The sequence below is a fragment of the Arenimonas sp. MALMAid1274 genome, assembly GCF_049195245.1.
In the GTDB taxonomy this organism is placed as follows: Bacteria; Pseudomonadota; Gammaproteobacteria; order Xanthomonadales; family Xanthomonadaceae; genus Arenimonas.
In genome coordinates, this window is sequence record NZ_JBMIRR010000023.1 from 103,560 (window position 1) to 129,311 (window position 25,752).

The window sequence follows — 25,752 nt, forward strand, 5'->3', positions numbered from 1 at the left end:
TGCGTCATCCGGGCAGACATCCGAGGAGACCGCCATGCAACGTACGACCGAACGTTTTTGCCGCGTGCTGATCGCGTCCACCGTCACCCTGGTCCTGGCGATGCAGGCGGGGGCCGCGACCGGGCTTCCCGTGCCGGCGGCGGCCCGCATCGAGCCCGCGCCACTGCCTGCGCCCGCGGACGTGGACGCCGCGATGCTCCGGGCGATGTCGGCCACCGGCGCCCGCGGCCTGGCCCTGGCCGTGGTGGACGGTGGCCGCGTGGTGAGCGTGCACGCGCACGGCGAACGCAATGCCGCCGGCGAGCCGCTGCAGGCAAGTACCGTGATGTACGGCGCGTCGCTCACCAAGACCGTGTTCGCCTACACCGTGATGCAGCTGGTGGACGAGGGCAGGCTGGACCTGGACCGGCCCATCGCCGAGTACCTGGACCGGCCGCTGCCCGACTATCCGGCCGAAGACCGCTACGGGCCGTGGCCCGACCTGGCGTCGGATCCGCGCTGGCGCCGGCTGACGGCGCGCATGCTGCTGACGCACTCGGCGGGCTTCGCCAACTTCGCCTTCGTCGAGCCCGACGGCAAGCTGCGTTTCCACTTCGAGCCAGGTCAGCGCTACGCCTACTCGGGCGAAGGCCTGATCCTGCTGCAGTTCGTGCTCGAGCGGGGACTGGGCCTGGACCTGGGCGAAGAAATGCAGCGCCGCGTCTTCGCGCCGCTGGGCATGAAGGACACCGGCATGATGTGGCGGCCGGCCTTCGCCGCCAACCTGGCGGACGGGTGGCGCGCCGATGGCAGCGTCGAGCCGCATGACGAGCGCAGCGTGCCGCGGGCGGCGGGCTCGATGGACACCAGCATCGCCGACATCGCTCGGTTCGCGGCGGCCCTGGTTCGCGGCGACTCACTGTCGCAGGAAGCGCACACCGAGCTTTGGCGCGCGCAGCGGCCCATCACCACGGCCACCCAGTTCCCCTCGCTGCAGCCCGAGCTGCCGCAGGATCAGCGCATCCAGGACCTGCACGCCAGCCTTGGGGCCATCCGTTTCACCGGGCCGCAGGGGCCGGGCCTGTACAAGGGCGGGCACAACGATTCCACCGGCAACACCATGGTGTGCCTGCAGCGCGGCCAGCGCTGTGTGGTGATCCTGTCCAACGATGTGCGCGCCGAGCCCGCGTTTCCCTGCCTGGTGCGCGCCATCCTTGGCGACACCGCTGTGCCGTGGCGCTGGGAGTACGGCGCGATGGTGTTCACGCCGGCCCCGCAGACCTGCGGCCGGCCCTGAACTCAGTCGTCCTTGCGCACCGCGTTGCGGACGGCGTCGCTGGCCTTGCCGATATTGTTCTGCACCTTGCCGACGTTCTTCTCGACCTTGCCTTCGAGCTCGGTGGACTTGTCGCCGGTGATCTTGCCGACCACTTCCTTGACGGTGCCCTTGACCTGGTGCGCGGTACCTTCCTTGCGGTTCTTGTCCATGACGGGTCTCCTCGCTGCGGAATGCAGCAAGGCCAGTATCGATGCGGACGATGTACCGGCCCGAAACGCCCCGCGCGGCCTTTACGGCACCTTCACCACCTGGGTCGTGCCGGCCACCACCGGATAGCCCAGGCTGATCCAGCCCTGGATGCCTTCGTACAGCACGGCGGTGTTGGCATAGCCGATCTCGCGCAGCTGCTTCACCACGCTGTCGGCGGCGGCGCGCGGGCACTCGCAGTAGGCCACGATCCAGGTGCCGTCGGTAGGCAGGTTGGCGATCACCTCGTCCGGGCCGCTGTAGTAGGGCAGCGGCACCGCACCGGCGATATGCGCGCGCTGCCACATCGAGGTCACGCGGGTGTCGAGCAGCACCATGCGCTTGCCGGCCTTGAGCTCGCGGTCGAGCACCTTGGCGCTGACGTAGCGGCCGTCGCTGAGCTCCAGCTCGGGCGCCGCGCCGTCGGGATGGAGCACGTACTCGCTGCCCTGCGGCGGCGCGCGCAGCACCGGCGTCTCCACCGTCCAGCCGCCGCTGCGGCTGCGCAGGAAGGCGGTCAGCGCGTCGATCTCGGTGTCCGACAGCGTGTCCTTGAAACCGACCATGGCCGTCCCCTCGCGGCCGTTGACGATGGCGTGGCGCAGGAAGCCGTCGGGTGTGAGCGCCAGCATGGTGGCATTGCCCAGCGCGGTGCCGGTGACGCCTTCGCCCTTGGCCCCGTGGCAGCTGGCGCAGTTCTCGGCATAGAGCTTGCCGCCCAGCGCGGCGTCGCCGGTGATCGCCGTTTCATGCACGTGCAGCGGCGCCACGTTCTCGACCACCGACAGCCAGGTGGTGAGCTGCCGGATGTCGTCGCGGCTCAGCGGGCCGCCGACTTCCTGGTAGTAGGCGCCCATCGGAGTGCCGGGGCGGCCATAGGCGATGGCCTCGGCGATGATCATGGGGAATCCGGATTCGAGCAGCGACTTCGAGCGCAGCGACGGCGCGTGGTCGTTGGCGTGGCCCGAACGGTCGGGCGCGTGGCACAGCGCGCAGTAGCGCTGGTACATCGCGTCGGCGGCGGCCATCTCCTGCGGCGTCATCGCCGGCAGGGCGGGGGCGGCGTGGCCGTCGTGCGGCGCCTGCGCGAACGCGGCGGGGCTGGCGGCCGCCAGCAACAGGCTGGTCCAGAAGGCGCGTGCAATCGTCATCGGGGCTCTCGGGCGGGGAGGACCGGGGCACTATCCCACGGGTCCGCGCGGCTTGCATGCCACGCGCTGCCGGCACCCGGCCGGCCACGCGGCGCGGGCGCGACTTGCCCCGGGCGCGGATCGGCACCATCTTGGGCCCATGAGCCAGCCCACGACCGCAGCCCCCGCACTGCCTTTCGAGCACACCTACGCGGGGCTTCCCGCGCGCTTCCACCAGCGCGTGGCGCCGACGCCGGTGTCGGCGCCGCGGTGGCTGGCCTTCAACGATGCGCTGGCCGGCGAGCTGGGCCTGGGCTCGCTGCGGGAATCGCCGGGTGCGCTTGCGATGCTGGCGGGCAATGCGCTGCCCGACAATGCCCAGCCGATCGCGATGGCCTATGCCGGCCACCAGTTCGGCCATTTCGTGCCCCAGCTCGGCGATGGCCGCGCGATCCTGCTGGGGGAACTCATCGACACGCACGGCCAGCGCCGCGACCTGCAGCTCAAGGGCGCCGGCCCTACGCGCTTCTCGCGCGGCGGCGACGGGCGCGCCGCGATCGGGCCCGTGCTGCGCGAGTTCCTCGTCAGCGAGGCGATGCATGCCATGGGTGTACCCACCACCCGCGCCCTGGCCGCCGTGGCCACCGGCGACCCCGTGATGCGCGAACGCCCCGTGCCCGGCGCCGTGCTGGCGCGCGTGGCGGCCAGTCACTTGCGCGTGGGCAGCTTCCAGTACTTCGCGGCGCAGGAGGACGCCGACGGCGTGCGCGTGTTGACCGACTACGCGATCGCGCGCCACTTCCCGGCGCTGGCCGGCGAAGCCAAGCCCGCACTGGCCCTGCTGCAGGCGGTGGCGGAACGGCAGGCGGCGCTGGTGGCGCAGTGGATGCACGTGGGCTTCGTGCATGGCGTGATGAACACCGACAACTGCGCCATCTCGGGCGAGACCATCGACTACGGCCCCTGCGCCTTCCTGGACGAGTACGACCCGGGCAAGGTGTTCAGCTCCATCGACCGCGGCGGCCGCTACGCCTTCGGCAACCAGGCCGCGGCCGCGCGCTGGAATCTGGCGCGCCTGGCCGAATGCCTGCTGCCGCTGATCGACAGCGAGCCTGAAGCGGCGCTTGCGCAGGCCAGCGCCGTGATCAACGCCTTCCCCGATCGTTTCCGCGCGCACTGGCTGGCGGGCATGCGCCGCAAGTTGGGACTGTCGGGCGAGGAGGACGGCGACGAGGCCCTTGCGCAGGCGCTGCTGGAGGCCATGCACGCGGTGGCCGCGGACTACACGCTGGTGTTCCGCGGCCTGTGCCTGGCCGCGGAGGACCGCGAGGCCGCGACGGGCGACCTGCTGGCGCTGCCGAAGTCGCCTGGCTTCGACGCCTGGCGGCAGCGCTGGCGCGATCGGCTGGCGCGCGAGGCGCAATCACCGCGTGCGCGCGCGGACGCCATGCGCCAGGCGAATCCAGCGGTGATCCCGCGCAACCACCAGGTGGAGGCGGCGCTGGTCGCCGCGGAATCGGGGGACCTCGCGCCCTTCGAGTCGCTGCTGGCGGCCGTGCGCCAGCCCTGGCACGAGCACCCGGACTACATGCAGGCCCCGCGCCCCGATCAGCGCGTGGCCCGGACCTTCTGCGGAACCTGAGCCATCAGGCCCGCAGGCGCCACCCGGTGCGGAAGATCCACCACACCGCCACCAGGCAGGCGACCAGGAAGCCCAGGATGGCCGCGAAGCTGATGAGCACGTTCACGTCGGCCATGCCGTAGAAGCTCCAGCGGAAGCCGCTGATCAGGTACACGACCGGATTGAACAGCGCGATCTTCTGCCACACCGGCGGCAGCATCGTGATCGAGTAGAAGGCGCCGCCCAGGAAGGTCAGTGGCGTCACGATCATCAGCGGGATGACCTGAAGTTTCTGGAAGTCGTCCGCCCACAGGCCGATGATGAAGCCGAACAGGCTGAAGGTGACCGCGGTGAGCAGCAGGAAGCACAGCATCCACAGCGGATGCGCGATCTCGTAGGGCACGAAGATCCGCGCCGTCAGCAGGATCAGCAGCCCCAGCATCACCGACTTGCTGGCCGCCGCGCCCACGTAACCCAGCACCACCTCGAACCAGCCCACCGGCGCCGACTTGAGCTCGTAGATGGTGCCCGACCACTTGGGCATGTAGATGCCGAACGAGGCGTTGGACAGGCTCTCGTTGAGGATGGACAGCATGATCAGGCCGGGGATGATGAAGGCCCCGTAGCTGACGCCGTCCACCTCGCCCATTCGCGAGCCGATGGCCGCGCCGAACACCACGAAGTACAGCGACGTGGACAGCACCGGCGAGGCGATGGACTGGGTGATGGTGCGGAAGGTGCGCGCCATCTCGAAGCGGTAGATCGCGCGGATCGCGTGCCAGTTCATGCGGCCACCCCGGTCTTGCCGTGCACCAGGCTGACGAAGATGTCCTCGAGCGAACTTTCGCTCGAATGCAGGTCCTTGATGTCGATGCCCAGCTCGTTGAGCTGCCGCAGCAGCGCCGCGATGCCGCCCTGTTCGCGCTGCGCGTCGAAGGTGTAAACCAGCGCATGGCCGCCGTCAGCCAGCTCCAGCGGCAGGCCGGCCAGCGCCGGCGGCAGCGCGTCCAGCGGCGCCTGCAGCTGCAGGGTCAGCTGTTTCTTGCCCAGCTTGCGCATCAGCACATGCTTGTCCTCCACCAGCACCAGTTCACCGCGGTTGATCACGCCGATGCGGTCGGCCATCTCCTCGGCCTCCTCGATGTAGTGGGTGGTGAGGATGATGGTGACGCCGCTGTCGCGAAGCTTGCGCACCATCTGCCACATGTCGCGGCGCAGCTCGACGTCCACACCGGCCGAAGGCTCGTCCAGGAACAGGATGCTGGGCTCGTGCGACAGCGCCTTGGCGATCATCACCCGGCGCTTCATGCCGCCCGAGAGCGTCATGATCTTGCTGTTGCGCTTGTCCCACAGCGACAGGTCGCGCAGCAGCTTCTCGACCAGGGCCGGATTGGCGGCGCGGCCGAACAGCCCGCGGCTGAACTTGACCGTGGCCAGCACGGTCTCGAAGGCATCGGTGGAGATTTCCTGCGGCACCAGCCCGATCTTGGTTCGAGCGGGGCGAAAGTCGGCGCGGATGTCGTGGCCGTCGGCGGTGATGGTGCCGGTGCTGGCGTTGACGATGCCGCAGATGATGCTGATCAGGGTGGTCTTGCCGGCGCCGTTGGGGCCGAGCAGGGCGAAGATCTCGCCGCGGCGGATGTCCAGGTCCACGGCCTTGAGGGCCTGGAACCCGCCGGCGTAGGTCTTGCTGACGTTGCGTACCGAAAGGATGGGGTCCATGCGTGCTGGGGCTCGGGGTCGGGGAGGCCATGGTAGCGGCCCGGTGCCGGTCCTGCCGGGCTGCGCCGGAACGCAGCGTTGGCGGGGCAGCCCGGGCCGGCGGCAGACCCCCGGTGACGGTCGGGTGTCGGCAAGGTTACGGAACTGTCATCTGTCGGCACTAGGCTGGTCGGGTGGGCGGCACCGGGTCGCCCGATTCCGGAGGCAGGCATGGTGCGTATTCTCGTGGTGGCGATGATGTGGCTGGCCGTGCAGGGCCCGGTGGCCGCAGCCGAGGGCGACTACGTCCCGCTGGAACAGCGCCTGAGCCCGGAGCAGCAGCGCGCGACCGGCCTGGACACCCTGAGCCCGGCGCAGCTGGCCCTGCTCAACCGCCTGCTGCGCGAGGACGCGGCCCAGGTCGTCGAGGCCGTTCGCGCCCAGGCACAGGCCGAAGCGGCCCCTAAGTCCGATCCCTCGCGCTACATCGGCCTCGGCGATGAACCGATCCGCAGCCAGGTGCAGGGCCGCGTCACCGGCTGGAAGCCCGGCGACGAGTTCCGCCTGGCCAATGGCCAGGTCTGGAAAGTGCTCAAGGGCAAGCTGACGCTGGACGCGCCGCGCGAGTCGCCGGAGATCGTGGTGGTGCCCGGCATCGCCGGGCGCTGGTTCCTGCAGGTGGACGAAGACCTGCCGAAGGCGCGCGTGTACCGGATCGACTGAGCGCCACGCGCGCTCAGTCGTCGCGCCGTTCCTCCAAGCCCAGCGCGCGTGCGATCGCCGACCAGGGCACGATCTTGTAGTTCTGGTTCTCCACCGGCAGCACGTTGCGGCCGTCCTGCGCGACCATTGCGCCGGTCTCGAAGCCCGGGCCCAGGTTGGCGCTGCTCACGTCCAGGCCATCGGTCTCGCTGATGCCGTCGATACCGGCCACGCCGTCGGCCACCACCACGAACGAGCCCAGGTACTCCTGCCGCCCTTCGCGCCGGTACACGGCGTAGCTGTCGTTGCCTTGGCTGGATACCACCAGGTAGCCGCGGCCGCCGCCCAGGTCGTACAGGCCCACGCCTTCCAGGTCGTCCTTGATCGCCGGGTTGGCGTCCACGCGGTCCACCGCGGTGCGCGCGTCGCCGCCGTCGGGCTCGGCGTCGAGCCGCCAGAGCGCCAAGTCCTCCTCGCCGATGAACAGCGTGCCGGCGGCATCGTCGGCCACGCAGCCTTCGGTCTGCGATTCGAAGCGCATCTCGCGCACCAGCCGGGCGCGCACCTTGCCGTTGCCCGCGTCCACCAGCTCCCACTGGTTGAGCGGGCCGTCGCCGCTGTTGATGAAGACGTAGGTCTTGCCGCTCTTCGGGCTGCGATACAGGCACAGGCCGTAGGGATCCTCCAGGCCGGTGGGCTGCACGCCGTCGGCGATGTCCACCAGTTCGCTCCGTTCCGCATCCAGCGCGTACAGCGCGATCGCCTTGCGCGTGCGGTCGCTGGCGGCCACCAGGGTGATCTCGCGGCCGCCCAGCGGGAAGCCGTCGCGCAGGTCCACGTTGTTCATCTTGCCGTCGGCGACGAAGTGCACTTCACGGCCCTGCAGGTCGTACAGGTACAGGCCGGCCTTCTTGTCGGTGGCCACCACGAGACTTTGCGCGGGATCGGTGGGATGCGGCCAGATCGCCGGATCATCGGCGGTATCGCCGTAGCTGCGCACCGGCGCGGTTTCGTGGCGCGGCCGGACCACCGGCATCGCGGCCGAAGCGTCCGTCGCCGTGGCCGTGGTCGCGGGCAGCGACAGCGCCGCGGTGATGTCGGCGATGGACAGCGCCAGGTAGCGGCTGTTGTCCTCGTCACCCACCAGCAGCATGCCGCGCGGGAAATCCTTGCCCAGCGGCATGGCGCTGGCATGCAGCGGACCCGGCTCTTCCAGCGGATCCGCGCCTTGCTGCGGCCGCACGGTAAACGAGCCGAGGTAAGCCTCGTCCTTCGCCCGGTCGTACACGTTGATGCGCCCGGCGGAGGCGTCGGAGGCGAACAGGTAGCGCTCGCCCGCCGTACCGTCGTACACGGCCAGGCCGCCCACCTCTTCGCGGATGCCGCCCAGACGCGGCGAATCCACCACGGTGGCGGCCACGTCCGCTTCCGGGTCGGCAGTAAAGCGCCAGATGCCCACCGCTTCCTCGGAGGCATAGGCCTGGCCATCGCTGGCGACCACGCATTGCTTGAGCGTGGACGGCACGGCGATCCGTCGCACCTGGCGCGCGTCGAGTTTGCCGGCCGCGTTGGCGTAGATCAGCTGCTGGTCCACTTCGCCACCGTCGCCGACGATGAAGGCCTGCAGGCTGTTGTCCAGCCGGTGACGGAAAAGGCACACACCCTCGCCACGGAAACCCAGCGGCAGCGGGCGCGCGCCCGCTTCGGCCAGGGTGTCGCCGCGCAGCGTGTACAGCCGCAGCAGGTTGGTGGTGGTGTCCACGGCCGCCAGGACAGTGGTGGCCGTACCGGCGATGTCCAGGTCGTAGGCCACGTCGACGGCGACCGCTTCGCCCGCGGGCACCGTGCTGCGACGGCGGCCATCCAGGCCATAAAGTTCCAGGCCGCCCAGGCCCGCCGTGCCGACGATGCGGCTGTCGCCCGCCTGGCCCTTCGCGCGCACCAGCACGCTGGCATTGGCCTCGCCCGCGGTCGCTTCGGTCTGCAGCCGCGCCGTCACCGAGGGCAGGGCGGCGGGCGGCGTTGCGCCGGCGACGCCGGTGGCAAGTACGGAAAGCAGCAGCGCGGTGGTGGTCTTCATGCGATGGTTTTTCCTGCGCCCGGGCAAGGCCAAAACCCCAAGCATAGCCCTGCGATCTTTACAGTCCCGCGAAACCGGGCTGATCGGGGCCATTGTCTTGCCAGCCAGCGGCGCCGCAGCGTTCGCGGGCCACGGCTGCACTCTGCAGGAAGCGGGCGTAATGCAGCGGGACGGCTGCACGTTCCGGACCCGCCACCCGTGACGCCCTGCAGGAAGAAAACGCGACGTGGCGCGGAATTCGCCGTTTGGCACAGGCCTTGCTATGCCTTTGGAAGCCGCGCTTGTTGGCGCGGTCCCCCCAACGCTTAGGAGTTCCCTCATGGCCAACACCGCCAAGCATGACAACCCCAACGCCGCCCGCACCGGCCTGGACTTTGCCGCCGAGGACAAGTACTGGCGCGAGAACCACGGCAAGTCCAGCTATGCGTCCAACGACGACGTGTACGACGACTACGCCCCGGCCTACCGCACCGGCTATGAAGGCCGCGGCCGCTACACCGGCAAGCGCTTCGAAGACGTGGAAAGCGATCTGAAGACCAACTTCGAGTCCATCAAAGGCAAGTCGCGCCTCGGCTGGGAGAAGGCCAAGTCCGCGGCGCGTGCCGCCTGGGACCGCGTCGAGCGCGCGCTGCCCGGCGATGCCGACAACGACGGCAAGTAATGGATCCGCGTCACCCCGCGGCCTTTCCGGCCGCGGTATCCCCCCACTGGAGATTGCAATGAAGAGCGAATTCGAAAAGAAGCAGGACGACGACCTCAACCGTGACCCGATCACGGGCACGCCGGGTGCGCATCCGGTTGGCACGGGCTTGGGCGCGGCTTCCGGCGGCGCGGCGGGTGCGGCGCTGGGCGCGATGGCCGGTCCGGTCGGCGCGCTGGCCGGCGCGGCGATCGGTGCCGTCGTCGGTGGCCTGGCCGGCAAGGGCGTGGGCGAGGCGGTCAACCCGACCGTGGAAGACGGCTACTGGCGCGACCAGTACGCGCGCGAAGAGTATTACGTCGCCGGTCACAGCTACGACGACTACGCGCCGGCCTACCGCACCGGCTACGAGGGTCGTGTACGCTATGACGGCAAGACGTTCGACGAAGTCGAGGCCGACCTGCAGCGCGACTACGGCACCGCCCGCGGCAACTCGAAGCTGGAATGGCAGCATGCCCGTCCGGCGACGCGTGCCGCCTGGGACCGCCTGGAGCGCGCCATCCCGGGCGACTCCGACCGCGACGGCAAGTAAGCCAACTGCCGGCAGTCACCAAGGGGCGGCGCAAGCCGCCCCTTTTTGCTGCGCGGCCGTCGGCACGCATCCTGCAGCTTGCAGGATGGTCCCCCACCCATCGGTGACTTTGCATCACGCGGTGGGCCCCATCTTCACGCAGAAGCCGCAACGGCGCGGCTCAGGGGCTTGGCACGCTTGGTGCAACGCCTAGTGCGCCCAACCAAGGAGTGGCCCATGTCCCTGTCCATGATTCTTCTGATCGTCCTCATCCTGCTGCTCGTCGGCGCGCTGCCCACCTGGGGCCACAGCCGGAACTGGGGTTATGGCCCCAGCGGCGGCCTGGGCCTGGTGGTGGTGATCATCATCATCCTGCTGTTGATGGGCAGGATCTGATCCCGCAACACGGACGCGAGCGCGTCTAGCGGGTCGCCAAGGCGGCCCGTTTCCCCGGCGTCGATGGGTCATCGGCGCCGGGGCTTTTTTTGTGCGGGGCGCCAGCCTATTTTTTGTTGGCGCTGAAGCGACCCGGGCCGATGAAGGCCAGGCCGATCGCGGTGAACAGGAACATGCCCTGCAGTTCCAGCGCCCAGCCGCCCTGGCCGTTGAAGGCCGCGAGGTCGCCGCGGTGGGCGAGGAAGATCGCGAACAGCATGTTCAGCGCGATCAGCGCGGCGCCGATGCGGGCGTGGAAGCCGGCGATCAGCATCAGCGGCGCCAGCACTTCACCCACGTACACGCCGTAGGCGAGCACCGGCGGCAGGCCGGCGCCCTGCAGCATCTGGCCGATCCCGCCGATGCCGCCGGTGATCTTGGCCACGCCATGCAGCAGCACCAGCAGGCCCAGCGCAACGCGCATCACCAGCTTGCCGACATCCTGCGAGTCCTGGCTCACGGCGCCTTGCCGTCGTCGAGGAACCAGACTTCCACTTCGCCCTTGGTCTGCATGGTCATGGCATTGCCGTGGCGGTCGAGCGACTTGCCCACCGGCAGCCGCACCCAGCCTTCGCTGATGCAGTATTCCTCGACGTTGTTGCGCTCGATGCCCTTGAAGCGCACGCCGATGCCGCGCTCGAGCACGGCCTCGTCGTAGTAGGGGCTGCGCGGATTGACGGAGAGGCGATCGGGAGGCGTGGTGCTCATGGCGGGGTCCTGTTGAAAGTCAGGGCAATGATACCGGCCTCAGGGCGCGTGGATATCGTGGCTGAGGATGCGGCCGACCCGGCGCACCGCCGCCTGGACATCCTCGCGGGCTTCCAGGGTGCGCCAGTTCTCGTTGCTCAGGCGATCACCCGGAAGTTCCGTGCCTCCGCGGAAATCCTGCAGGCTCGCCAGGGTGTTGGCGCGCGTACGCGGTGATTCCAGCTGTGCGATCAGCGTGGCGGCGGCGCCCTCCAGCTGGCCGGCCATGACCAGCGCTTCCAGGTAGATCGCCTCCGAATCGGACCGGTGGCTGCGGATGTAGTCCAGCGCCTGGGCGGCCGCGCGCGCGTCCCCCGATTGCGTCGCCGCGCACAGTCGCGCCGATGCCTGGACCATCTTTCCATAGGGGCTGGCGCCCGCGGACAGCGCCGCCAGCGTGGCCAGGGTATCGTCGGGCCGGTCCAGGCTACAGTAGAAGTGCGCCAGGTTGAGGATCTGGCTGACGTTGCCGTTGCCCTGTTCATCGAGCTGGCTGGCGGCCTTCATCTCGGCGAGCGCTTCGTCGGTCCGCTCGAGCCGGCGCAGGGCGTTGGACCGGAGGTCGAGCATCCAGACCAGTTGGTCCATGTCCCGGTAGGGCGGGTTGTCGCTGTCGGCCGCTGCGATTTCGCTGCGGACCTGGTCCGACAGCGCCACCACGTCCTCGAACTCGCCGATCACCATCATGGCGTTGCCCATCGCCGTCAGGATGCCCAGGCGCTGGGGGTCGAGGATCGCCTGCAGCCTCAGGTCGGTCACCGCGTCCGCGGCCGCGCGTTCCACGTCGAACTGCGGCGCGGCCGGATCCACGATCGCATCAAAACGCTTGTCGGCCAGCAGCTTCACCAGTTCAGCGGGCTGGGTGATGCGCGCGATCGCTGCCCGTGCACCGGCCTCGTCACCCGAATTGATGCGCACCAGGGCCAGTTCGAACCAGAAATAGCTGGCTCCGCCCAGGGCCGTGCGCTTCCAGTCGGCGTCGAACAGCGCCTGCAGCAGCCCGGTGCGGGAGCGGGCGTGGCGGTCCAGATCAAGCGAATTCATGACGTACCAGAAGTGGTTGTCGTCGAGGTTGTCCAGCAGCTGCGGCCACTTGCGCGCGAAGCTGGCCAGATCGTCCGCGGCGGCGTCGGGCTGCCCCCGCACCAGGGCCACGCGCGATCGCCAGTAGCGGACATCCGGATCAGTGTCGCCGATTGCCAGCGATAGCGAGAATTGCTCGCTGGCCTGGGCGTAGTCGCCCAGCTGCATCGCCAGCCAGCCGGCATCGCGATGAGCGATGTGGCGTTGCCCGGCATCCAGGCCGGCGAAACCGGGGTGGTCCAGTACGCGATGCACGGCGCGCAGGCTCTGGCGATGGTTGTCCTGGCCTGCAGTGGCGCGCCATTGCGCGACGAGGCCGTCGAGCGAGTCGGACGGCTGACCTTTCACGGTGGGCGAAAAGTGGGACCGCGCCTTGGTTCCGAGGGCTGGCGTCGATGCCGTGGACGCCTGCAGCGCCATAAAAATAACCAGTGCGGCGGCGACCAGCACGGGCCGCGCGCGCAACGGATTAGACATGGAACGCTCCTGCCGGAAGGGGTCGCGGATAGTAGTACGTGGTCCTGCCGATTTTGGCCACTGCAAAAGGCCGCCCCTTGCGGGGCGGCCGTCACGTTTCAGCCCTTGATGCACACCACCTGCCGCAGCGTGTGCACCACCTCCACCAGGTCCGCCTGCGCGGCCATCACCGCATCGATGGACTTGTAGGCGGCCGGCGACTCGTCCACCACGCCGGCATCCTTCCGGCACTCGACATGGGCGGTGGCGTCCCGGTGCTGCTTGAGCGTGATCTGCTGCCGGGCCTGGGTCCGGCTCATCACCCGGCCCGCGCCGTGGCTGCAGCTGTGGAAGCTGTCGGCATTGCCCTTGCCCCGCACGATGTAGCTGCACGTGCCCATGCTGCCCGGGATGATGCCCAGCTCGCCCTGCCGCGCGCTGACCGCGCCCTTCCGGGTCACCAGCAGCTCCTGCCCGAAGTGCGATTCCTTCTGCACGTAGTTGTGGTGGCAGTTCACGGCCATCGCGTCGAGCTGGAACTTCGGCAGCGTCTGCCGCAGGTCGTGCAGCACCCGCGCCATCATCGCCTCCCGGTTGTGCCGGGCGTAGTCCTGCGCCCAGGACACGGCCTGCACGTAGTCGTCGAACAGCGGCTCGCCTTCCAGGAAGAAGGCCAGGTCCAGGTCGGGCACGTGGAAGCCCAGTACCCGCCGCTCCAGCGCCCGCCGCGCCTGCTCGATGAAGTAGGTGCCGATCAGGTTGCCGGTGCCCCGCGAGCCCGAGTGCAGCATCACCCACACCTGCCCGGCCTCGTCGAGGCAGAGTTCGATGAAGTGGTTGCCGCCGCCCAGCGTGCCCAGCTGCCGGTCCAGCTTGTCGGGCCGGATCTTCGGGTGCTTCTGCCGGATGTCGGCCAGCCGCGCCTCCAGGCCCGAGCCCACCAGCCGCGTGCCGACGCTGTCGGGAATCTTGTGGTGTTCGCCGCCCCGGCCGTTGCCGACCGGGATGCACCGCTCGATCGAGGACCGGATCCGGGCCAGGTCGTCGGGCAGTTGATCGGCCCGCAGCGTGGTCCGCACCGCGGCCATGCCGCAGCCGATGTCCACGCCCACCGCGGCCGGGATGATGGCGCCCCGGGTCGGGATCACCGAGCCCACGGTGGCGCCCTTGCCCAGGTGCACGTCGGGCATCACGGCCACCCACGGGCCCACGTAGGGGATCGCGGTGATGTTCTGCAGCTGCCGGTGGGCCTGTTCCTCCAGCGGCACGCCCCGCACCCAGCCCTTGATCGGCGTGGTGCTGCCCTCGGCGTGCAGGAGTTCAAATCCTTGCGTACTCATGGGTCCATTCCTTGGGTAGAAAATCCGGATGCCGGCGTCCCTGCCGGCACCCGGAGCTTACTGCTTGATCTTCACCAGCTGGTTCAGCAGGCCATCCAGGCCGCCGAACACGGTGAGCTTGTCGATCTTCTCGGTCACCTTCTCCAGCGCTTCGAGTTCCTTCAGGCGCATGAGCGTGGGGCTCTCCTCCACCAGGCGCGCGGTGTTGAGCAGGGAACGCGTGGCGTTCGCCTCCTCGCGACGACGGATCACGTTGGCCTGGGCCGACTTCTCCGCCTGCACCACCCCGTTGAGGATGTCCTTCATCTCACCGGGCAGGATCACGTCCTTGACGCCGACGCCGAGCAGCTCGATGCCGATGCCGCCCAGCTGGCCACGCACGTACGCGAAGATGTCCGCGTCCAGCGAGGCCTTGTCGCCCAGCAGTTCGTCCAGCGTCTTGGCGGAAACCGCCTTGCGCAGGCCGTACTGCAGTTCGCGGTAGACGAAGTCGGCGTACTTGGCCACCCGGGTACGCGCCGCGACCGGATCGGTGACGCGCAGGCTGGCGGCCAGGTTGACGCGCAGCGAGACCTTGTCGCGGGTCAGCAGTTCCTGGCCCGAGACCTCCATCGACTGCACGCGCAGGTCGATCACTTCCGCGGTGACGTTCTTGCGGAAGTTCCAGTACGCGACCGCGCCGGGACCGAGCACCTGCACCAGCTTGCCGTCCACGAACACCAGGCCCGCCGATTCCGCCGGCACCGTCACCGCGACCGCCAGCTTGTCGATCAGGTTGAGCTGGCGCAGGCGGTGCACGATCTCGGGCGCAAGCTCGAGCGGGCCCGACAGCGCGACGCGCTGCACGACCACCTCGGCCAGGCCCTTCCAGTACAGCTTGCGCGCACCGGGCTGCAGCACGTCCACCAGCTTGCCGTGCTTGTAGACCAGGCCCGCTTCCTGCATGTCCAGGTTCACCAGCTGGAAGTGTTCGTCCAGCGATGCGCCCAGCGACTGCACCAGCGAATCGGTGTCGGAACCGGTGTACTCGGCGGTGGTGATGTCGTGCATCACCACCTTGCGGCTCCAGCCGCGCAGGCGGTGCACGCCCGGCGACAGCACGCGCTCGAGACGACGGTCCTTGTAGACCAGGGCGCGCTCGGCGTCACCGACCACGACCTTGTGGAACATCAACATGGCTTTCTCCTTTGTCTGTTGACGGGTGACCCGGAGGCGTGGCGCCTCACGCCGGCGGGTCGTCCGGGCGTGCTGCGTGGGGCCGGCTGGCCCGCGAAAAGGTGGGAACGCCCCTGGCGTTGGCACGCGCGGGGCGGCGGCGGGCGCGTGGGTGCGAAGGCGTACCGGCGACGTCCGCGCAATCCATGCAGGCAAGGCGCGGTCGGCACGGCGACGACTCCGGTCCCTGGCGGCGACCGCCACCCGGCGCGGGTGGCGCTGCCTGTCCGCAGCCACGGCGTCGATGCACTGACGGTCGCGGCGCGGGAAGGCGCGGGGCGTTCCCGGGTGGGGACTTTCGTCCCGGGTGGTGCACTGCGTTACAGGCAGTTATTGGAGCGGGATTCGAACCCGCTACTCCCAGTATCTGGACTGGTGCTCTACCCGATGAGCTATCCAATGGCGTGCCGGAGTTGAACCGGCGACCGGGCGACGTGAATCGCCTGCTCTCCCTGGCTGAGCTAACGCCTCGTGAAGCATCCCGTCGCCATCCCCGGCATACGCCACGGCAGCGCCGCGCGCACCGGACGGGCCTGTGAACCCGTACCGCTGTGGATGGTTCCGGAAGACGCTTCGTATTGCCGCCGGTCTCCCGGCGGCAATGGGGGTGGCCTTGCGGCCGGATCCTTTGGCGAACGCACGAAAGAAAACGCCCCCGGGGTTTGGACCCGAGGGCGTTCGCGTGGCCTCGGGAGATCGGGGTGACCGATCTCCCTGGAGTGGGGATCAGCCTGGAAGGAACAGGTCCTGTGCCGCCGGCAGTCGTTCCGCGCGGACGCACGCATCCACACCGCGATAGCGCGGCGGAATGAAGGTGGCGATGTGCGAGTTGCGCGGGTTCATGGGGTCGGTTCCTGTTCGCCGGTCGTGGCGAAGGTTGCGCACGATACGCTTCCTGGTTTTCCTGTCAAGCACTTTCAGCAATTATTTTTTCGCGGCGCCATCCACCGCGATCGCCTTGCCTTCGCGCAGGGCCTGGTCAATCAGTGCGTAGGTGCGACGCGAAGCCTGTTCGCTGAGCTTCTCCATCTGCGCGCCCAGCACGTCCATGCGTGCACCCAGCGGCTTCATCGGTTCACCCGCGCGCTCCATCTCGGCGCCCAGGGCATTGAGCGGTGCATGTAGCCGCTCCAGTTCTGCGGACTGCGCCTGCATCCGGTCCGACAGCCGCGACATCTGCGACGAGAGTTCGTCCATCTGCGACTGCAGTTGTTCGCGCTGCGTGTCGTTGTCGGCCGTGGCCATCTGCTCGGCCAGGGGTTCGATGCGTTCGCCCAGCTGCTCCATCTGCTTGCCCAGCCGATCCATCTCCGCCTCGATCGGCGCACTGCCGGCCGTCGCGTCTTCCATGCGCTTGCCGATGCCTTCCATGCGCTCGCCATGCACTTCCATCTGCGCACCCAGGGCTTCCATTTCCTTGCCTACCGGCTCGGTCGGCGCCCAGGCCTCGCGCGCCTGGGCCACGAGCGCGGCGTCGCGCACGACATAGGCGCGTCCGTCCCGGCGGAACCACAGGAACTGATCGCCATAACGGGCCCGCAGCGCAGGCACGTTCTTCACTTGGTCGTAGTCGGCGGAAAGGAAGCTGGGCCCGCTGTTGTCGGGACCCACGAGCATGAACTCGCTGCCGTCGCGGCGCGTGTCTTCGACGCTGGCCGTTGCGACGGCCTGCGTGCGCGCCTCGGCCGGCGGCGTGCCCTGCGCAAACACCGACACGCAGGCGACGCTGAGGCCCAGGATGGGAAGCGCCAGGCGCCAGTCGAGGGCGTGGCGACGGGGACGGACGAGGCGCTGGATGCGTGACATGAGGTTTCCTCCGTGGGCCGCGGGGGCCAGGTGTGGGGCGGGGGCGTTGAATTCCGACAGGTGGTCCAGAGCCCGCGCCAGGCGACGCGGATCACCCAGGGCGCGCGCGGCCAGGTCGTCGGCCACCAGCTCGCGCTCGATCCGGATCCGGCGCGACAGCCACCAGACCACGGGGTGGTAGAACAGCAGCGCTTCGATCGCACTCTGCGCCAGGTTCACCAGGTAGTCGTGCCGCTTGATGTGCGCCAGCTCGTGCGCGAGCAGTGCTTCCAGCAGGTCCGGCGGCATGCGCGCCAGCAGCGCGGCCGGCACCAGCACCACGGGGCGGAACACGCGCGCGGCCATCGGGCCGTCGATGCCGTCCACCACCCGCAGTGCCACCTGCCGCGGCAGCGCGAAACGGGCGGCCAGCGCATCCAGCCGCGCCTGCCACGCGGGATCGCGCCGCCCGTTGCCGGGCCGGTCGGCGCGGGCGATCCAGGCCAGGCCCAGCGCCATGCGCAGCGCCAGCAGGGCGGCACCCAGCGACCACAGCGCCACGATCAGGGGCAGCTGCGCCTGCACGGGCTGGCGCCACTGCGACGGCAGGGCGGGCAGGGCGACGGCACCCGCCTTCGGGGAGCTCACGGTATCGGCACGCGACATCGCATCCGCGACGTCCGTGGGCGCAGCGCGGTCGCCGACAGCCACCATCGTCGCCACCGGCAGCACCAGGCACAGGCCAAGCGCGGTGCAGGCAATCGCATAGCGAAGCTGAGGCGCGGCATTGCGCAGCAACATCAGCGCCAGCGCGGCCAGCGCGCCGACCAGCAGTCCCTGCCAGAGAAAATGCAGCAGCGCCCAACCGAGGGCGGATACGAGAGCGCTCATGGCGCGTCTCCATCAAGCAGGCGGCGGATCTCGTCGCGTTCCTCCCGGCTGACATGGCCACGCAGCGCCGCCATCACCAGGTCCTTGCCCGAACCCGAGTAGGCCTTGTGGATCAGGTCGCGCAGCAGCCCGGTGCGCAGCGAGTCCTGCGGCTGCGCGGGTGCATACACGTGCGAGCGCTGACTCTCGTCGCGGACCAGCAGGCCCTTGGCGTGCATGATCTGCATCAGCCTCAGCACGGTGGCCTGGGCCAGGTCCGGGCGGTCCTTCTGCGCGGCTTCGTGCACCTGCTTCACGGTCGCGGAGCCCAGGGGCCAGATCAGGCGAAGCAGATCGAGTTCGGCGGCGGTGGGTTTGGGCAGGGGCGGCGACTTGGCCATCGGCAGTTCCACGGGAGAGGGCTGGGGCTAGCCTGCACCTTCCAGAACATTCTGTCTAGAACATTTTTTCTGGACATTGCCGCAGGGGGAGGAAGGGCTGCCCGCTAATTGCAATTTGCATGACCGGGCAGGATGCGCATAATGCATTTTGCAATTAACCCGCCGCTAGATTCGGGCAATGGCCGCGGCCCGAAAGCCTGCCCGGCCTTGGCACACCCCTTGCAAACCTTCTCCCAACTTTTACGGAGAAACCCGTGCCCGACACCTCCCATGCCCCCGTCGGCCGCATCCTGGCCATCGACGACGACAAGCGACTGCTGGAGAACTTCGGCCTGTGCCTGGAAGGCGCGGGCTATCGGGTGTCGGCCGTGCCGACGCTGCAGGAGGGCTTCAAGCTCGCTGCCGCCCAGCCTTTCCACGTCTGTCTGCTGGACCGGAACATCGGCTACGACTCGGGCATGGACGCCCTGCCCAAGCTGCGTGAACTCGCGCCGCAGATGCGCATCATCATGGTCACCGCGCACTCGCGCGTGGACGATGCGGTGAAGGCGCTGTCCGAAGGCGCCAGCGACTACCTGGTGAAGCCGTGTTCGCCCGAGCAGCTGCGCATCGCCGTGGCCCGCCAGATGGACACCATGCGCCTGCTGGACAAGCTCGAGCGCCTGGAGCGCGAGACCAGCACCGGCGCGCAACTGTCGCTGACCAGCAAGAACCCGGCGATGAGCCAGGTGCTGGCCATGGCGCGCCAGGTCGCGCGCACCGATGCCAACCTGCTGCTGCTGGGCGAGAGCGGCACCGGCAAGGGCATGCTGGCCAACGCGATCCACGGCTGGAGCGCCCGCGCCGAGGCGCCGTTCGCCACCATCAACTGCCCGTCGCTGTCGGCCGAGCTGATGGAGAGCGAACTCTTCGGCCACGCCAAGGGCTCGTTCACCGGCGCCACCCAGAGCACCCAAGGCCGCGTCAGCAATGCCGACGGCGGCACCCTGTTCCTGGACGAAGTGGGCGATTTCCCGCTGGCGCTGCAGCCCAAGCTGCTGCGCTTCATCCAGGACAAGGAATACGAGCGCATCGGCGACCCAGGCACCCGCCGCGCCGACGTGCGCATCGTCTCGGCGACCAACCGAGACCTGGAAGCGATGGTGGCCGACAACAGCTTCCGCCTCGACCTGCTGTACCGGCTCAACGTGATCAGCCTGACCTTGCCGGCGCTGCGCGACCGCCTGGAGGACCTGGAAGACCTGGCCCTGGGCTTCATCCGCAAGTACGCCACCAGCTACCACCTGCCCGCCAACCGCATCGCGCCCGAGGCGCTGGCGCGCATGCGTGCCTACCGCTGGCCGGGCAACGTGCGCGAGCTCCAGAACGTGATCGAGCGCGCCGTGATCCTGTGCACCGACGAAGTGATCACCTCGGCGCACCTGGCGCTGGGCGCACCCGGTGCCACCGGCGCCGTGGGCACCGCCGACGCCGGCCCGCCGGCCGTGGCGGGTGCACCGATCACGCTGGACGTGCTCGAGCGCCGCCACATCGAGGCGATCCTGGCCAGCAGCGACACGCTGGACGCCGCCGCGCGCACGCTCGGCATCGACGGCTCCACACTTTATCGCAAGCGAAAGTCCTACGGACTGCAATGAACGGCCCGGTCAACCACCGCGGCGGAATGAAAGGAGTGCGTCCCGTGCCCGGCTTCAATGCATCGCTGGACCCGCAGCAGACCGCGCGTGCGGGGACGGACCGGTCCCCGCGGCGATCGAGGCTGCATTCGGGCGTGATGCTGGCGGTCTTCGTGATCGCGGTGTGCGCCGCGGGCATGGCGGCGGGGCTGCTGTTCCCCCCGGGCGAGTGGCACGAGCAGTTGGCCAAGCCGACCTGGAATCCGCCGGACTGGGTGTTCTCGCCGGTGTGGGCCACGCTGTACGTGCTGCTGGCCACCAGCGCCTGGCTGGTGTGGCGCGAGCCCGGCGTGAGCTGGGCCGAGCGCCGCGGTGCGTGGACCGCGTTCGCCGCGCATGCGCTGCTCAACCTGGCGTGGACGCCGCTTTACTTCGGCGCGCGCCAGCCGGGCTGGGCCTTCCTCGACATTTCCTTGCTGTGGCTGGCGGTAATCTGGCTCACGCTTCGCTTTGGCCGGATCAAGCCGCTGGCGGGCTACCTGCTCATCCCGCTGGTGCTGTGGGAAAGTTTCGCACTCGTCCTCAATGGCACGATCTGGCTGATGAACACCTGACCCGTCGGTCACCCGCCCCGTTTCCGCACGCGGTTCCAGGAACCCATGCCCCACCGTCCGTCCACCTTCCGCTACCGGGTCTACAATGGCCTGATGCTGTTCTCCGTGCTGGTGATCATGGGCACGTCGGTGCTGTCCCTGCGCGCCACCTCCGAGCTGGAGCAGTCGGTGGCCAAGGCCAGCCACAGCCAGGACGTGCTGGAACAGGCCAACCGCATCTGGGGCCTGCTGGGCAACGGTGAATCCAACGGCCTGCGCTACATCATCACCGGTGAGGAACACTTCCTGCTGGCCTACCGGGTCAACCTGGACGAGATGAACAAGGCGATGACCGAGCTTTCGCTGCTCGTCGCCGACAACCCGGGCCAGCAGGCCAACGTCGCGAGGCTATCGGCCACGCAGCTGGAGCGGGTGAAGTACGGCAGCACCAGCATGGCGCTCAAGGCCGATGCCAACCGCGGCCAGGCCGGCGCGCAGCGGGCCGCGATCGACCGGGTCCGCAGCGGCCGCGGACTGGACCTGCTGACCGACATGCGGCAGACGATCCGAAAGATCGTGGTGGAGGAAAAGACGCTGCTGGAACGCCGCAACGAACAGCGCAACCAGATGATCCAGCAGAACTGGGCGACCGTGCTGATGGCCAACGGCCTGGCCATGGTCGCGGGCCTGGTGGGTTATTCGGCCACCCGACGCATGCAGCGCAAGGCGCAGCAGGCCTTCCGCTCCGAGCTGCAGGCCGAGCAGGCGCGGCGCTCGAGCCAGGACAAGTCGGTCTTCCTGGCCAGCATGAGCCACGAGATCCGCACGCCGATGAACGCCATCTTCGGCTTCACCAACCTGCTGGCCGAAACCGTCACCGACCCGACCCAGGTCGAGTACGTCAGTTCGATCAAGAAGAGCGGCCAGGCCCTGCTGTCGCTGATCAACGACGTGCTGGACCTGTCGAAGATGGAGGCCGGCAAGCTCGACCTGCGCGAAGAGCCGACCAACCTCCACGAGATCGTGGACCAGACCCTGACCATGTTCCGTCAGGCGGCCGAGGCCAAGGGCATCTACCTGCGCGCCGAGTACGAGGGCCGCGCCGAGCTGCCGCTGCTGGTGGACCCGGTGCGCCTGCGCCAGGTGCTGATCAACCTGGTGGGCAACGCCATCAAGTACACCGAGCGCGGCGGCGTGGTGGTGCGCATCTGCTGCGTGCCCAGCGAGATCGACGGCCACTGCGACCTGAAGGTGGAAGTGATCGACAGCGGCACCGGCATCGCGCCGCACCAGCTGTCGCTGATCTTCGATCCCTTCGAGCAGGGCGACAATCCCGACGGCAAGAGCCGCGAGGGCACCGGCCTGGGGCTGAGCATCGCGCGCCGCCTGGCCACGCTGATGGGCGGCAGCCTGCAGGCCGAAAGCACGCCGGGCGAAGGATCGCGGTTCTACATGCACGTGCCGCAGCGGGCGATCCACCTGGCCTCGATCAGCCAGCAGCCCACGGTGGACCAGCGCGTGGACTTCAACCGCCTGCCGGCGCTGGACGTGCTGGTGGTGGACGACGTGGCCTGGAACCGTGACCTGGCCCAGGCCTACCTGCGCGGCAGCCACCACAAGCTGCGCGAGGCCCAGGACGGCGTCGAGGCGCTCGAGGAAATCAGCCGTGGCCTGCCGGACGTTGTGCTGATGGACCTGCGCATGCCGCGCATGTCGGGCGAGCAGGCCATGCTGCGCATCAAGACCGATGCCGACAGCGCGCGCGTTCCCGTGATCGCCGTCACCGCCTCCAGCATGAGCCATGACGAAGGCACGGTGCGCAGCCGCTTCGATGGGTTCGTGCGCAAGCCCTATTCCAAGGCGGATCTGTTCGAGGCCCTGGCGGCCCATTTCCCGGTCGCCCCTGCCACGCCCGGCGACGCGCCGGCCCCGGCCGCCCCCGCCGCAGGGTCCGCCGACAGTGGCCCGGGCCGCCGTGATCCGGCCGCCACGGCCCAGCTGCGCAGCCTGCACGGCGAACGCCTGCCCAAGCTGCGCGCCAACCTGCGCATGCGCGAGGCCGGCGCCCTGGCCACCGAGCTCTCGGCGATCGCCGAGGCGCTGGCCTGGCCGGCGCTGACCGCGCATGCGGCGGCGCTGGACCAGGCGGTGGCGGCCTTCGATGTTCCTGCCGTCAAGCGACTGATCGATACTTGCCCTGTTCCCGAGGAATCCGCATGAGCCAGCCCACTCCCACCGCCTGTCCTGCCCTGGTCATGGTGGTGGACGACCAGGAAGCCAACGTCCGCACCGTGGGCGGGCTGCTCACCCGGGCCGGCTTCGACGTGGTGCCCTGCTTCAGCGGCATCGAAGCCATCGACCACATCGCCACCGGCAAGCCGGACCTGGTGCTGCTGGACATGCGCATGCCGATCATGGACGGCTTCCAGGTGCTGGAAAAACTGCGCTCGGACGCCGCAACGCGCGACCTGCCGGTGATCTTCCTCACCGCCGACCACGAACGCGAGTCGCTGGTGCGCGCCTTTTCCAGCGGCGCCGTGGACTACGTCACCAAGCCCTTCGTGCCCGAGGAACTGCTGGCGCGCGTGCGCACCCACGCCGAACTCAAGCGGGTGCGCGACCGCCTGCAGCGGCTGGCACAGGAGCGCCAGGACAGCCTGGAGCTGATCGCCCACGACCTGCGCAACCATTTCACCAACGTGCTGTTTGCCTGCGACCTGCTGGCCGCGGGCGGCCTGGCGCAGGAGAAGCGTGACCGGCTGGGCGCGTCCATCCGCAGTTCGGCCGATGCCGGTCTGCTGTTCCTGCAGGCGGTGCTGGACCAGGCCGCAGGCGAGGTGCAGGGCGAGCGCATGGAGCCGCTGCCTGCGGCGCAGGTGCTGCAGGACGCGGTGGATGCCTTCGTCGAACAGGCCGAAGCCAAGGCCATGCGCTTCGACCTGCGCCTGGACCGGCAGCTGCTGGTGCGCGGCCAGCGTGCGGCGGTCGGCCACGTGCTGCAGAACCTGGTGTCGAACGCGATCAAGTATTCGCCGCATGGCAGCGTCGTCACCATCGCCGCGGTTCGCCATGAGCACAACGGGCGGCTGCAGGTGATGGACCAGGGCCCGGGCATCTCCGACGAGGACCAGGCCTCGCTGTTCCAGCGCTTCGTCACCCTGTCCAGCCAGCCCACGGGCGGCGAGACCGCCACGGGCCTGGGGCTGGCATTGGCCAAGCAGAAGGCGCGCGCCCTGGGCGGCGACCTCTGGTACGAGGATCGCGTGGGCGGGGGCGCCTGCTTCACGCTGGAGCTGCCCCGCATCGAGTAGCGGATCCGGATCGACGGCAAAGAAAAAGGCGCGCCTCGCGGCGCGCCTTTCCACATCACGACTCCGCAGGGAGGTCGATCAGTTCTTGGCGTCGTCGGCCGCTTCTTCGATTTCTTCGCCGGCGCCCTTGATGTCCTGGCCAGCGCCTTCGATCGTGTTGCAGGCGGTCAGGGAACCGAGGGCGAAGCCGAGCAGGGCGATGCCGGACAGGGTGCGCAGGATGCTCTTCATGGTGTAGGCCTTTTTGGGTTGGGTCGATGGGAACAGCAAACCGGGTGGCGCGGGGGAGGGAGCGCGGGTGGTCAGACCCGCTTGCGGCCGGTGAACAGCGAGATCACGAACAGCACGAGGAACACGAAGAACAGGATCTTGGCGAAACCTGCAGCGGCGCCGGCGATGCCGCCGAAGCCAAGGACGGCGGCGATGATGGCCACCACCAGGAAGACGATCGTGTAATGCAGCATGGTCAGCTCCAATAATCTGTGGGGGATGGAGACGGCTCTGACGCCGCCCCTGGAGTGACACCATCAAGAAGCATGCCAACTGCAGGCATGGCGCGATGACCGCGCAAAAGGCGGTTTCCGGCCTCCGCATGCGGGCGCGATGCACGGTGACGTTCCGGGGCGCCATGCATCCTGCAGGACCGACAGGGCCGCGTTGCCATGCAAATGCCCGCGCAGCAGCGAAACGAGGGCTGGCACGGTCCTTGCGTCATCCCTTTCCGACGTCGCACAGCGACTCCGGAGCGACCGCACCTCGCGGCGCTGCGAAAACCCACCCTTAGAAGCGGAGTTGCCACCATGAACAAATTCACCCTGTCCGCGCTTTCGTTCGCCATCGTCCTGGGCCTGGCCGCGTGCCAGCCGGAGACCCCGTCGGAAGTGCAGGAAGACGTCGCCGAAGCCCGCGCCGATGCCAACGAAGACATCCGTGACGAGCAGCGCGACGCCAACGAAGTCGCGGCCGACGCCAACGCCGACGTGGCCGATGCGATGGCCGACGGCGACATGGGCGACGTGAACGACGCCCAGGCCAACGCCGTGGAAGACACCGCGGAAGCGCGTTACGACGTCGCCATGGCCAAGGCCGAGGGCGACATGAAGATCGCCAAGGAGCGTTGCGACGGCCTGGCCGGCGCCGACAAGGATGCCTGCAACGCCCAGGCCGATGCCGACTACGAGGCCGCCAAGGCTGCCGCCAAGTCGGACCTGGACGCTGCCGAAGCCAACGCCGACGCGATCGACGGCTAAGCCGCCCTCCCCGCAGCCCGACGGGCTGCCTCCGATCCCGGACCACTGGTCCGGGATCCCCCCCATCGGAGAATTCAAACCATGAGCAACAAGACCGCCAACACCCTCAACGACCTGGTCGAAGCCCTCAACGACGGCATCGCTTTCTACGACCACGCCGCCAAGGAGACGCAGGACGCGTCCCACCAGGACCTGTTCCGCAACATGAGCCGCCTCAAGAGCATCATCGCGGCCGACCTCAAGACCGAAGTCGCGCGCCAGGGCGAAACCCCGGCCAACGACAGCAGCTGGCTGGGCGAATTCCGCCAGGGCTATGCCGACCTCAAGGCCAAGCTGGCCAAGGATCCGGACGCGACCTACGTGGCCGCGCTGGAAGCCCAGGAAGACCGCGTGCTGCACGCCTTCCGCGACGCCGTGGACGGTGACCAGCCGGCGCGCGTGCGCGAGCTGGCCTCCACCTACCTGCCGCAGGTGCGTGACATGCATGACCGCATGCGCGCCCTGAAGCAGGCCAAGCAGGCCTGAGCCTGCCGCGGCGACCCGGCGTGCTGGCCGGGTCGCCGCTTTCCAGGTCCGTGCCGGTGCAGCCCACCGGTACGAACCCGGGCAAAAACACCGGCCATCGCGCCGGTTTTTTTGTGCGCGGGTAAAAAAGCCCGGTTTTTTCCGCTTCCGGGCTTGGCGCGGGCGCCGACTTGCCC

26 protein-coding genes and 2 tRNA genes are annotated in these 25,752 nt (G+C 69.0%); 12 read left to right on the forward strand and 16 right to left on the reverse strand.

The window, feature by feature from the left end; genetic code table 11:
- Positions 1–34 precede the first annotated feature (34 nt).
- Positions 35–1,276, forward strand: a complete 1,242-nt coding sequence (locus ACOQFR_RS03845) for a serine hydrolase domain-containing protein (protein ID WP_421378746.1) — start codon at positions 35–37, stop codon at positions 1,274–1,276.
- A gap of 2 nt (positions 1,277–1,278) precedes the next feature.
- Here ACOQFR_RS03845 and ACOQFR_RS03850 read toward each other — a convergent pair whose 3' ends face one another.
- Positions 1,279–1,467, reverse strand: a complete 189-nt coding sequence (locus tag ACOQFR_RS03850; RefSeq protein WP_421378748.1) for a CsbD family protein — start codon at positions 1,465–1,467, stop codon at positions 1,279–1,281.
- 81 nt (positions 1,468–1,548) lie between these two features.
- Positions 1,549–2,655: a c-type cytochrome gene (locus ACOQFR_RS03855; RefSeq protein ID WP_421378750.1), complete on the reverse strand. Its 1,107-nt coding sequence runs from the start codon at positions 2,653–2,655 to the stop codon at positions 1,549–1,551.
- A gap of 139 nt (positions 2,656–2,794) precedes the next feature.
- Between ACOQFR_RS03855 and ACOQFR_RS03860 the strand changes: the two genes are divergently transcribed.
- Positions 2,795–4,276 carry a protein adenylyltransferase SelO gene (locus ACOQFR_RS03860; protein WP_421378752.1) on the forward strand — a complete coding sequence of 494 codons (1,482 nt, stop codon included), beginning with the start codon at positions 2,795–2,797 and terminating at the stop codon, positions 4,274–4,276.
- A gap of 4 nt (positions 4,277–4,280) precedes the next feature.
- Here the strand turns inward: ACOQFR_RS03860 and ACOQFR_RS03865 are convergent, their stop codons facing one another.
- Both ACOQFR_RS03865 and ACOQFR_RS03870 read right to left on the reverse strand, forming a co-directional pair.
- Positions 4,281–5,042 carry an ABC transporter permease gene (locus tag ACOQFR_RS03865; RefSeq protein ID WP_421378755.1) on the reverse strand — a complete coding sequence of 254 codons (762 nt, stop codon included), beginning with the start codon at positions 5,040–5,042 and terminating at the stop codon, positions 4,281–4,283.
- Positions 5,039–5,977, reverse strand: coding sequence for an ABC transporter ATP-binding protein (locus ACOQFR_RS03870; protein ID WP_421378757.1), 939 nt, complete (start codon positions 5,975–5,977; stop codon positions 5,039–5,041). Before ACOQFR_RS03870 ends, ACOQFR_RS03865 begins: the two co-directional genes overlap by 4 nt.
- Positions 5,978–6,187: 210 nt before the next feature.
- Between ACOQFR_RS03870 and ACOQFR_RS03875 the strand changes: the two genes are divergently transcribed.
- Entirely contained in the window at positions 6,188–6,679 is a 492-nt protein-coding gene (locus ACOQFR_RS03875; protein ID WP_421378759.1) for a hypothetical protein, read from the forward strand.
- A gap of 13 nt (positions 6,680–6,692) precedes the next feature.
- On the opposite strand, the gene ACOQFR_RS03880 is transcribed toward ACOQFR_RS03875, so the two are convergent.
- Positions 6,693–8,738 carry a phytase gene (locus tag ACOQFR_RS03880; protein ID WP_421378761.1) on the reverse strand — a complete coding sequence of 682 codons (2,046 nt, stop codon included), beginning with the start codon at positions 8,736–8,738 and terminating at the stop codon, positions 6,693–6,695.
- Between the two features lie 319 nt (positions 8,739–9,057).
- Here ACOQFR_RS03880 and ACOQFR_RS03885 point away from each other — a divergent pair, with 319 nt between their 5' ends.
- The 3 genes from ACOQFR_RS03885 to ACOQFR_RS03895 all read left to right on the forward strand — a co-directional run bounded on the left by ACOQFR_RS03885 (position 9,058) and on the right by ACOQFR_RS03895 (position 10,345).
- A complete protein-coding gene (locus ACOQFR_RS03885) occupies positions 9,058–9,399 on the forward strand; it encodes a hypothetical protein (protein ID WP_421378763.1) in 342 nt (113 codons plus the stop codon).
- A 58-nt stretch (positions 9,400–9,457) separates the two neighbouring features.
- On the forward strand, positions 9,458–9,970 hold the full coding sequence (locus tag ACOQFR_RS03890; protein WP_421378765.1) for a hypothetical protein: 513 nt from the start codon (positions 9,458–9,460) through the stop codon (positions 9,968–9,970).
- A gap of 216 nt (positions 9,971–10,186) precedes the next feature.
- Positions 10,187–10,345: a DUF3309 family protein gene (locus ACOQFR_RS03895; protein WP_421378767.1), complete on the forward strand. Its 159-nt coding sequence runs from the start codon at positions 10,187–10,189 to the stop codon at positions 10,343–10,345.
- 106 nt (positions 10,346–10,451) lie between these two features.
- Here the strand turns inward: ACOQFR_RS03895 and ACOQFR_RS03900 are convergent, their stop codons facing one another.
- From ACOQFR_RS03900 to ACOQFR_RS03940, 9 genes are all read right to left on the reverse strand, one after another.
- On the reverse strand, positions 10,452–10,844 hold the full coding sequence (locus ACOQFR_RS03900; RefSeq protein ID WP_421378769.1) for a DoxX family protein: 393 nt from the start codon (positions 10,842–10,844) through the stop codon (positions 10,452–10,454).
- A complete protein-coding gene (locus ACOQFR_RS03905) occupies positions 10,841–11,092 on the reverse strand; it encodes a DUF3297 family protein (RefSeq protein WP_421378771.1) in 252 nt (83 codons plus the stop codon). The genes ACOQFR_RS03900 and ACOQFR_RS03905 overlap by 4 nt, the downstream gene beginning before the upstream one ends.
- A 39-nt stretch (positions 11,093–11,131) precedes the next feature.
- Positions 11,132–12,691 (reverse strand): hypothetical protein, encoded by a 1,560-nt coding sequence (locus tag ACOQFR_RS03910; protein WP_421378773.1) that lies wholly within the window; start codon positions 12,689–12,691, stop codon positions 11,132–11,134.
- A gap of 98 nt (positions 12,692–12,789) precedes the next feature.
- The gene (locus ACOQFR_RS03915; protein ID WP_421378775.1) at positions 12,790–14,010 is read right to left on the reverse strand and encodes an RtcB family protein; all 1,221 of its coding nucleotides are present in this window, start codon (positions 14,008–14,010) and stop codon (positions 12,790–12,792) included.
- Positions 14,011–14,067: 57 nt separating this feature from the next.
- On the reverse strand, positions 14,068–15,186 hold the full coding sequence (locus tag ACOQFR_RS03920; protein WP_421378777.1) for a slipin family protein: 1,119 nt from the start codon (positions 15,184–15,186) through the stop codon (positions 14,068–14,070).
- Between the two features lie 369 nt (positions 15,187–15,555).
- Positions 15,556–15,627: transfer RNA gene (locus ACOQFR_RS03925), tRNA-OTHER, on the reverse strand.
- A tRNA-OTHER gene (locus tag ACOQFR_RS03930) sits at positions 15,623–15,696 on the reverse strand. Before ACOQFR_RS03930 ends, ACOQFR_RS03925 begins: the two co-directional genes overlap by 5 nt.
- Positions 15,697–16,149: 453 nt before the next feature.
- A complete protein-coding gene (locus ACOQFR_RS03935) occupies positions 16,150–17,901 on the reverse strand; it encodes a M56 family metallopeptidase (protein ID WP_421378779.1) in 1,752 nt (583 codons plus the stop codon).
- Complete coding sequence (locus ACOQFR_RS03940; RefSeq protein ID WP_421378781.1) at positions 17,898–18,281, reverse strand: BlaI/MecI/CopY family transcriptional regulator; 384 nt, start codon at positions 18,279–18,281, stop codon at positions 17,898–17,900. The genes ACOQFR_RS03935 and ACOQFR_RS03940 overlap by 4 nt, the downstream gene beginning before the upstream one ends.
- 254 nt (positions 18,282–18,535) lie before the next feature.
- Between ACOQFR_RS03940 and ACOQFR_RS03945 the strand changes: the two genes are divergently transcribed.
- The 4 genes from ACOQFR_RS03945 to ACOQFR_RS03960 are packed head-to-tail and all read left to right on the forward strand — an operon-like array spanning position 18,536 to position 23,801.
- Positions 18,536–19,918, forward strand: coding sequence for a sigma-54-dependent transcriptional regulator (locus ACOQFR_RS03945; protein WP_421378783.1), 1,383 nt, complete (start codon positions 18,536–18,538; stop codon positions 19,916–19,918).
- A 35-nt stretch (positions 19,919–19,953) separates the two neighbouring features.
- Positions 19,954–20,511 (forward strand): TspO/MBR family protein, encoded by a 558-nt coding sequence (locus ACOQFR_RS03950; RefSeq protein ID WP_421378785.1) that lies wholly within the window; start codon positions 19,954–19,956, stop codon positions 20,509–20,511.
- A gap of 45 nt (positions 20,512–20,556) precedes the next feature.
- Complete coding sequence (locus ACOQFR_RS03955) at positions 20,557–22,710, forward strand: ATP-binding protein (protein WP_421378787.1); 2,154 nt, start codon at positions 20,557–20,559, stop codon at positions 22,708–22,710.
- Positions 22,707–23,801 carry a hybrid sensor histidine kinase/response regulator gene (locus ACOQFR_RS03960; RefSeq protein ID WP_421378789.1) on the forward strand — a complete coding sequence of 365 codons (1,095 nt, stop codon included), beginning with the start codon at positions 22,707–22,709 and terminating at the stop codon, positions 23,799–23,801. The genes ACOQFR_RS03955 and ACOQFR_RS03960 overlap by 4 nt, the downstream gene beginning before the upstream one ends.
- 78 nt (positions 23,802–23,879) lie before the next feature.
- Here the strand turns inward: ACOQFR_RS03960 and ACOQFR_RS03965 are convergent, their stop codons facing one another.
- Both ACOQFR_RS03965 and ACOQFR_RS03970 read right to left on the reverse strand, forming a co-directional pair.
- A complete protein-coding gene (locus ACOQFR_RS03965; RefSeq protein ID WP_421378791.1) occupies positions 23,880–24,032 on the reverse strand; it encodes an entericidin A/B family lipoprotein in 153 nt (50 codons plus the stop codon).
- Between the two features lie 71 nt (positions 24,033–24,103).
- Entirely contained in the window at positions 24,104–24,265 is a 162-nt protein-coding gene (locus tag ACOQFR_RS03970; protein ID WP_421378793.1) for a DUF1328 family protein, read from the reverse strand.
- 336 nt (positions 24,266–24,601) lie between these two features.
- On the opposite strand from ACOQFR_RS03970, the gene ACOQFR_RS03975 reads away from it, so the two are divergent.
- Positions 24,602–25,051 (forward strand): hypothetical protein, encoded by a 450-nt coding sequence (locus ACOQFR_RS03975; RefSeq protein ID WP_421378795.1) that lies wholly within the window; start codon positions 24,602–24,604, stop codon positions 25,049–25,051.
- Positions 25,052–25,132: 81 nt separating this feature from the next.
- On the forward strand, positions 25,133–25,576 hold the full coding sequence (locus ACOQFR_RS03980; protein WP_421378796.1) for a ferritin-like domain-containing protein: 444 nt from the start codon (positions 25,133–25,135) through the stop codon (positions 25,574–25,576).
- Positions 25,577–25,752: the final 176 nt, after the last annotated feature.

Bases quoted from the DNA above. Each gene is read 5' to 3' on its own strand.
- ACOQFR_RS03915 (WP_421378775.1), bottom strand. From the start codon at position 14,010: ATGAGTACGCAAGGATTTGAACTCCTGCACGCCGAGGGCAGCACCACG.
- ACOQFR_RS03935 (WP_421378779.1), bottom strand. From the start codon at position 17,901: ATGAGCGCTCTCGTATCCGCCCTCGGTTGGGCGCTGCTGCATTTTCTC.
- ACOQFR_RS03870 (WP_421378757.1), bottom strand. From the start codon at position 5,977: ATGGACCCCATCCTTTCGGTACGCAACGTCAGCAAGACCTACGCCGGC.
- ACOQFR_RS03860 (WP_421378752.1), top strand. From the start codon at position 2,795: ATGAGCCAGCCCACGACCGCAGCCCCCGCACTGCCTTTCGAGCACACC.
- ACOQFR_RS03940 (WP_421378781.1), bottom strand. From the start codon at position 18,281: ATGGCCAAGTCGCCGCCCCTGCCCAAACCCACCGCCGCCGAACTCGAT.
- ACOQFR_RS03970 (WP_421378793.1), bottom strand. From the start codon at position 24,265: ATGCTGCATTACACGATCGTCTTCCTGGTGGTGGCCATCATCGCCGCC.
- ACOQFR_RS03895 (WP_421378767.1), top strand. From the start codon at position 10,187: ATGTCCCTGTCCATGATTCTTCTGATCGTCCTCATCCTGCTGCTCGTC.
- ACOQFR_RS03960 (WP_421378789.1), top strand. From the start codon at position 22,707: ATGAGCCAGCCCACTCCCACCGCCTGTCCTGCCCTGGTCATGGTGGTG.
- ACOQFR_RS03955 (WP_421378787.1), top strand. From the start codon at position 20,557: ATGCCCCACCGTCCGTCCACCTTCCGCTACCGGGTCTACAATGGCCTG.
- ACOQFR_RS03890 (WP_421378765.1), top strand. From the start codon at position 9,458: ATGAAGAGCGAATTCGAAAAGAAGCAGGACGACGACCTCAACCGTGAC.
- ACOQFR_RS03975 (WP_421378795.1), top strand. From the start codon at position 24,602: ATGAACAAATTCACCCTGTCCGCGCTTTCGTTCGCCATCGTCCTGGGC.
- ACOQFR_RS03875 (WP_421378759.1), top strand. From the start codon at position 6,188: ATGGTGCGTATTCTCGTGGTGGCGATGATGTGGCTGGCCGTGCAGGGC.
- ACOQFR_RS03845 (WP_421378746.1), top strand. From the start codon at position 35: ATGCAACGTACGACCGAACGTTTTTGCCGCGTGCTGATCGCGTCCACC.
- ACOQFR_RS03855 (WP_421378750.1), bottom strand. From the start codon at position 2,655: ATGACGATTGCACGCGCCTTCTGGACCAGCCTGTTGCTGGCGGCCGCC.
- ACOQFR_RS03850 (WP_421378748.1), bottom strand. From the start codon at position 1,467: ATGGACAAGAACCGCAAGGAAGGTACCGCGCACCAGGTCAAGGGCACC.
- ACOQFR_RS03905 (WP_421378771.1), bottom strand. From the start codon at position 11,092: ATGAGCACCACGCCTCCCGATCGCCTCTCCGTCAATCCGCGCAGCCCC.
- ACOQFR_RS03885 (WP_421378763.1), top strand. From the start codon at position 9,058: ATGGCCAACACCGCCAAGCATGACAACCCCAACGCCGCCCGCACCGGC.
- ACOQFR_RS03920 (WP_421378777.1), bottom strand. From the start codon at position 15,186: ATGTTGATGTTCCACAAGGTCGTGGTCGGTGACGCCGAGCGCGCCCTG.
- ACOQFR_RS03865 (WP_421378755.1), bottom strand. From the start codon at position 5,042: ATGAACTGGCACGCGATCCGCGCGATCTACCGCTTCGAGATGGCGCGC.
- ACOQFR_RS03880 (WP_421378761.1), bottom strand. From the start codon at position 8,738: ATGAAGACCACCACCGCGCTGCTGCTTTCCGTACTTGCCACCGGCGTC.
- ACOQFR_RS03910 (WP_421378773.1), bottom strand. From the start codon at position 12,691: ATGTCTAATCCGTTGCGCGCGCGGCCCGTGCTGGTCGCCGCCGCACTG.
- ACOQFR_RS03965 (WP_421378791.1), bottom strand. From the start codon at position 24,032: ATGAAGAGCATCCTGCGCACCCTGTCCGGCATCGCCCTGCTCGGCTTC.
- ACOQFR_RS03980 (WP_421378796.1), top strand. From the start codon at position 25,133: ATGAGCAACAAGACCGCCAACACCCTCAACGACCTGGTCGAAGCCCTC.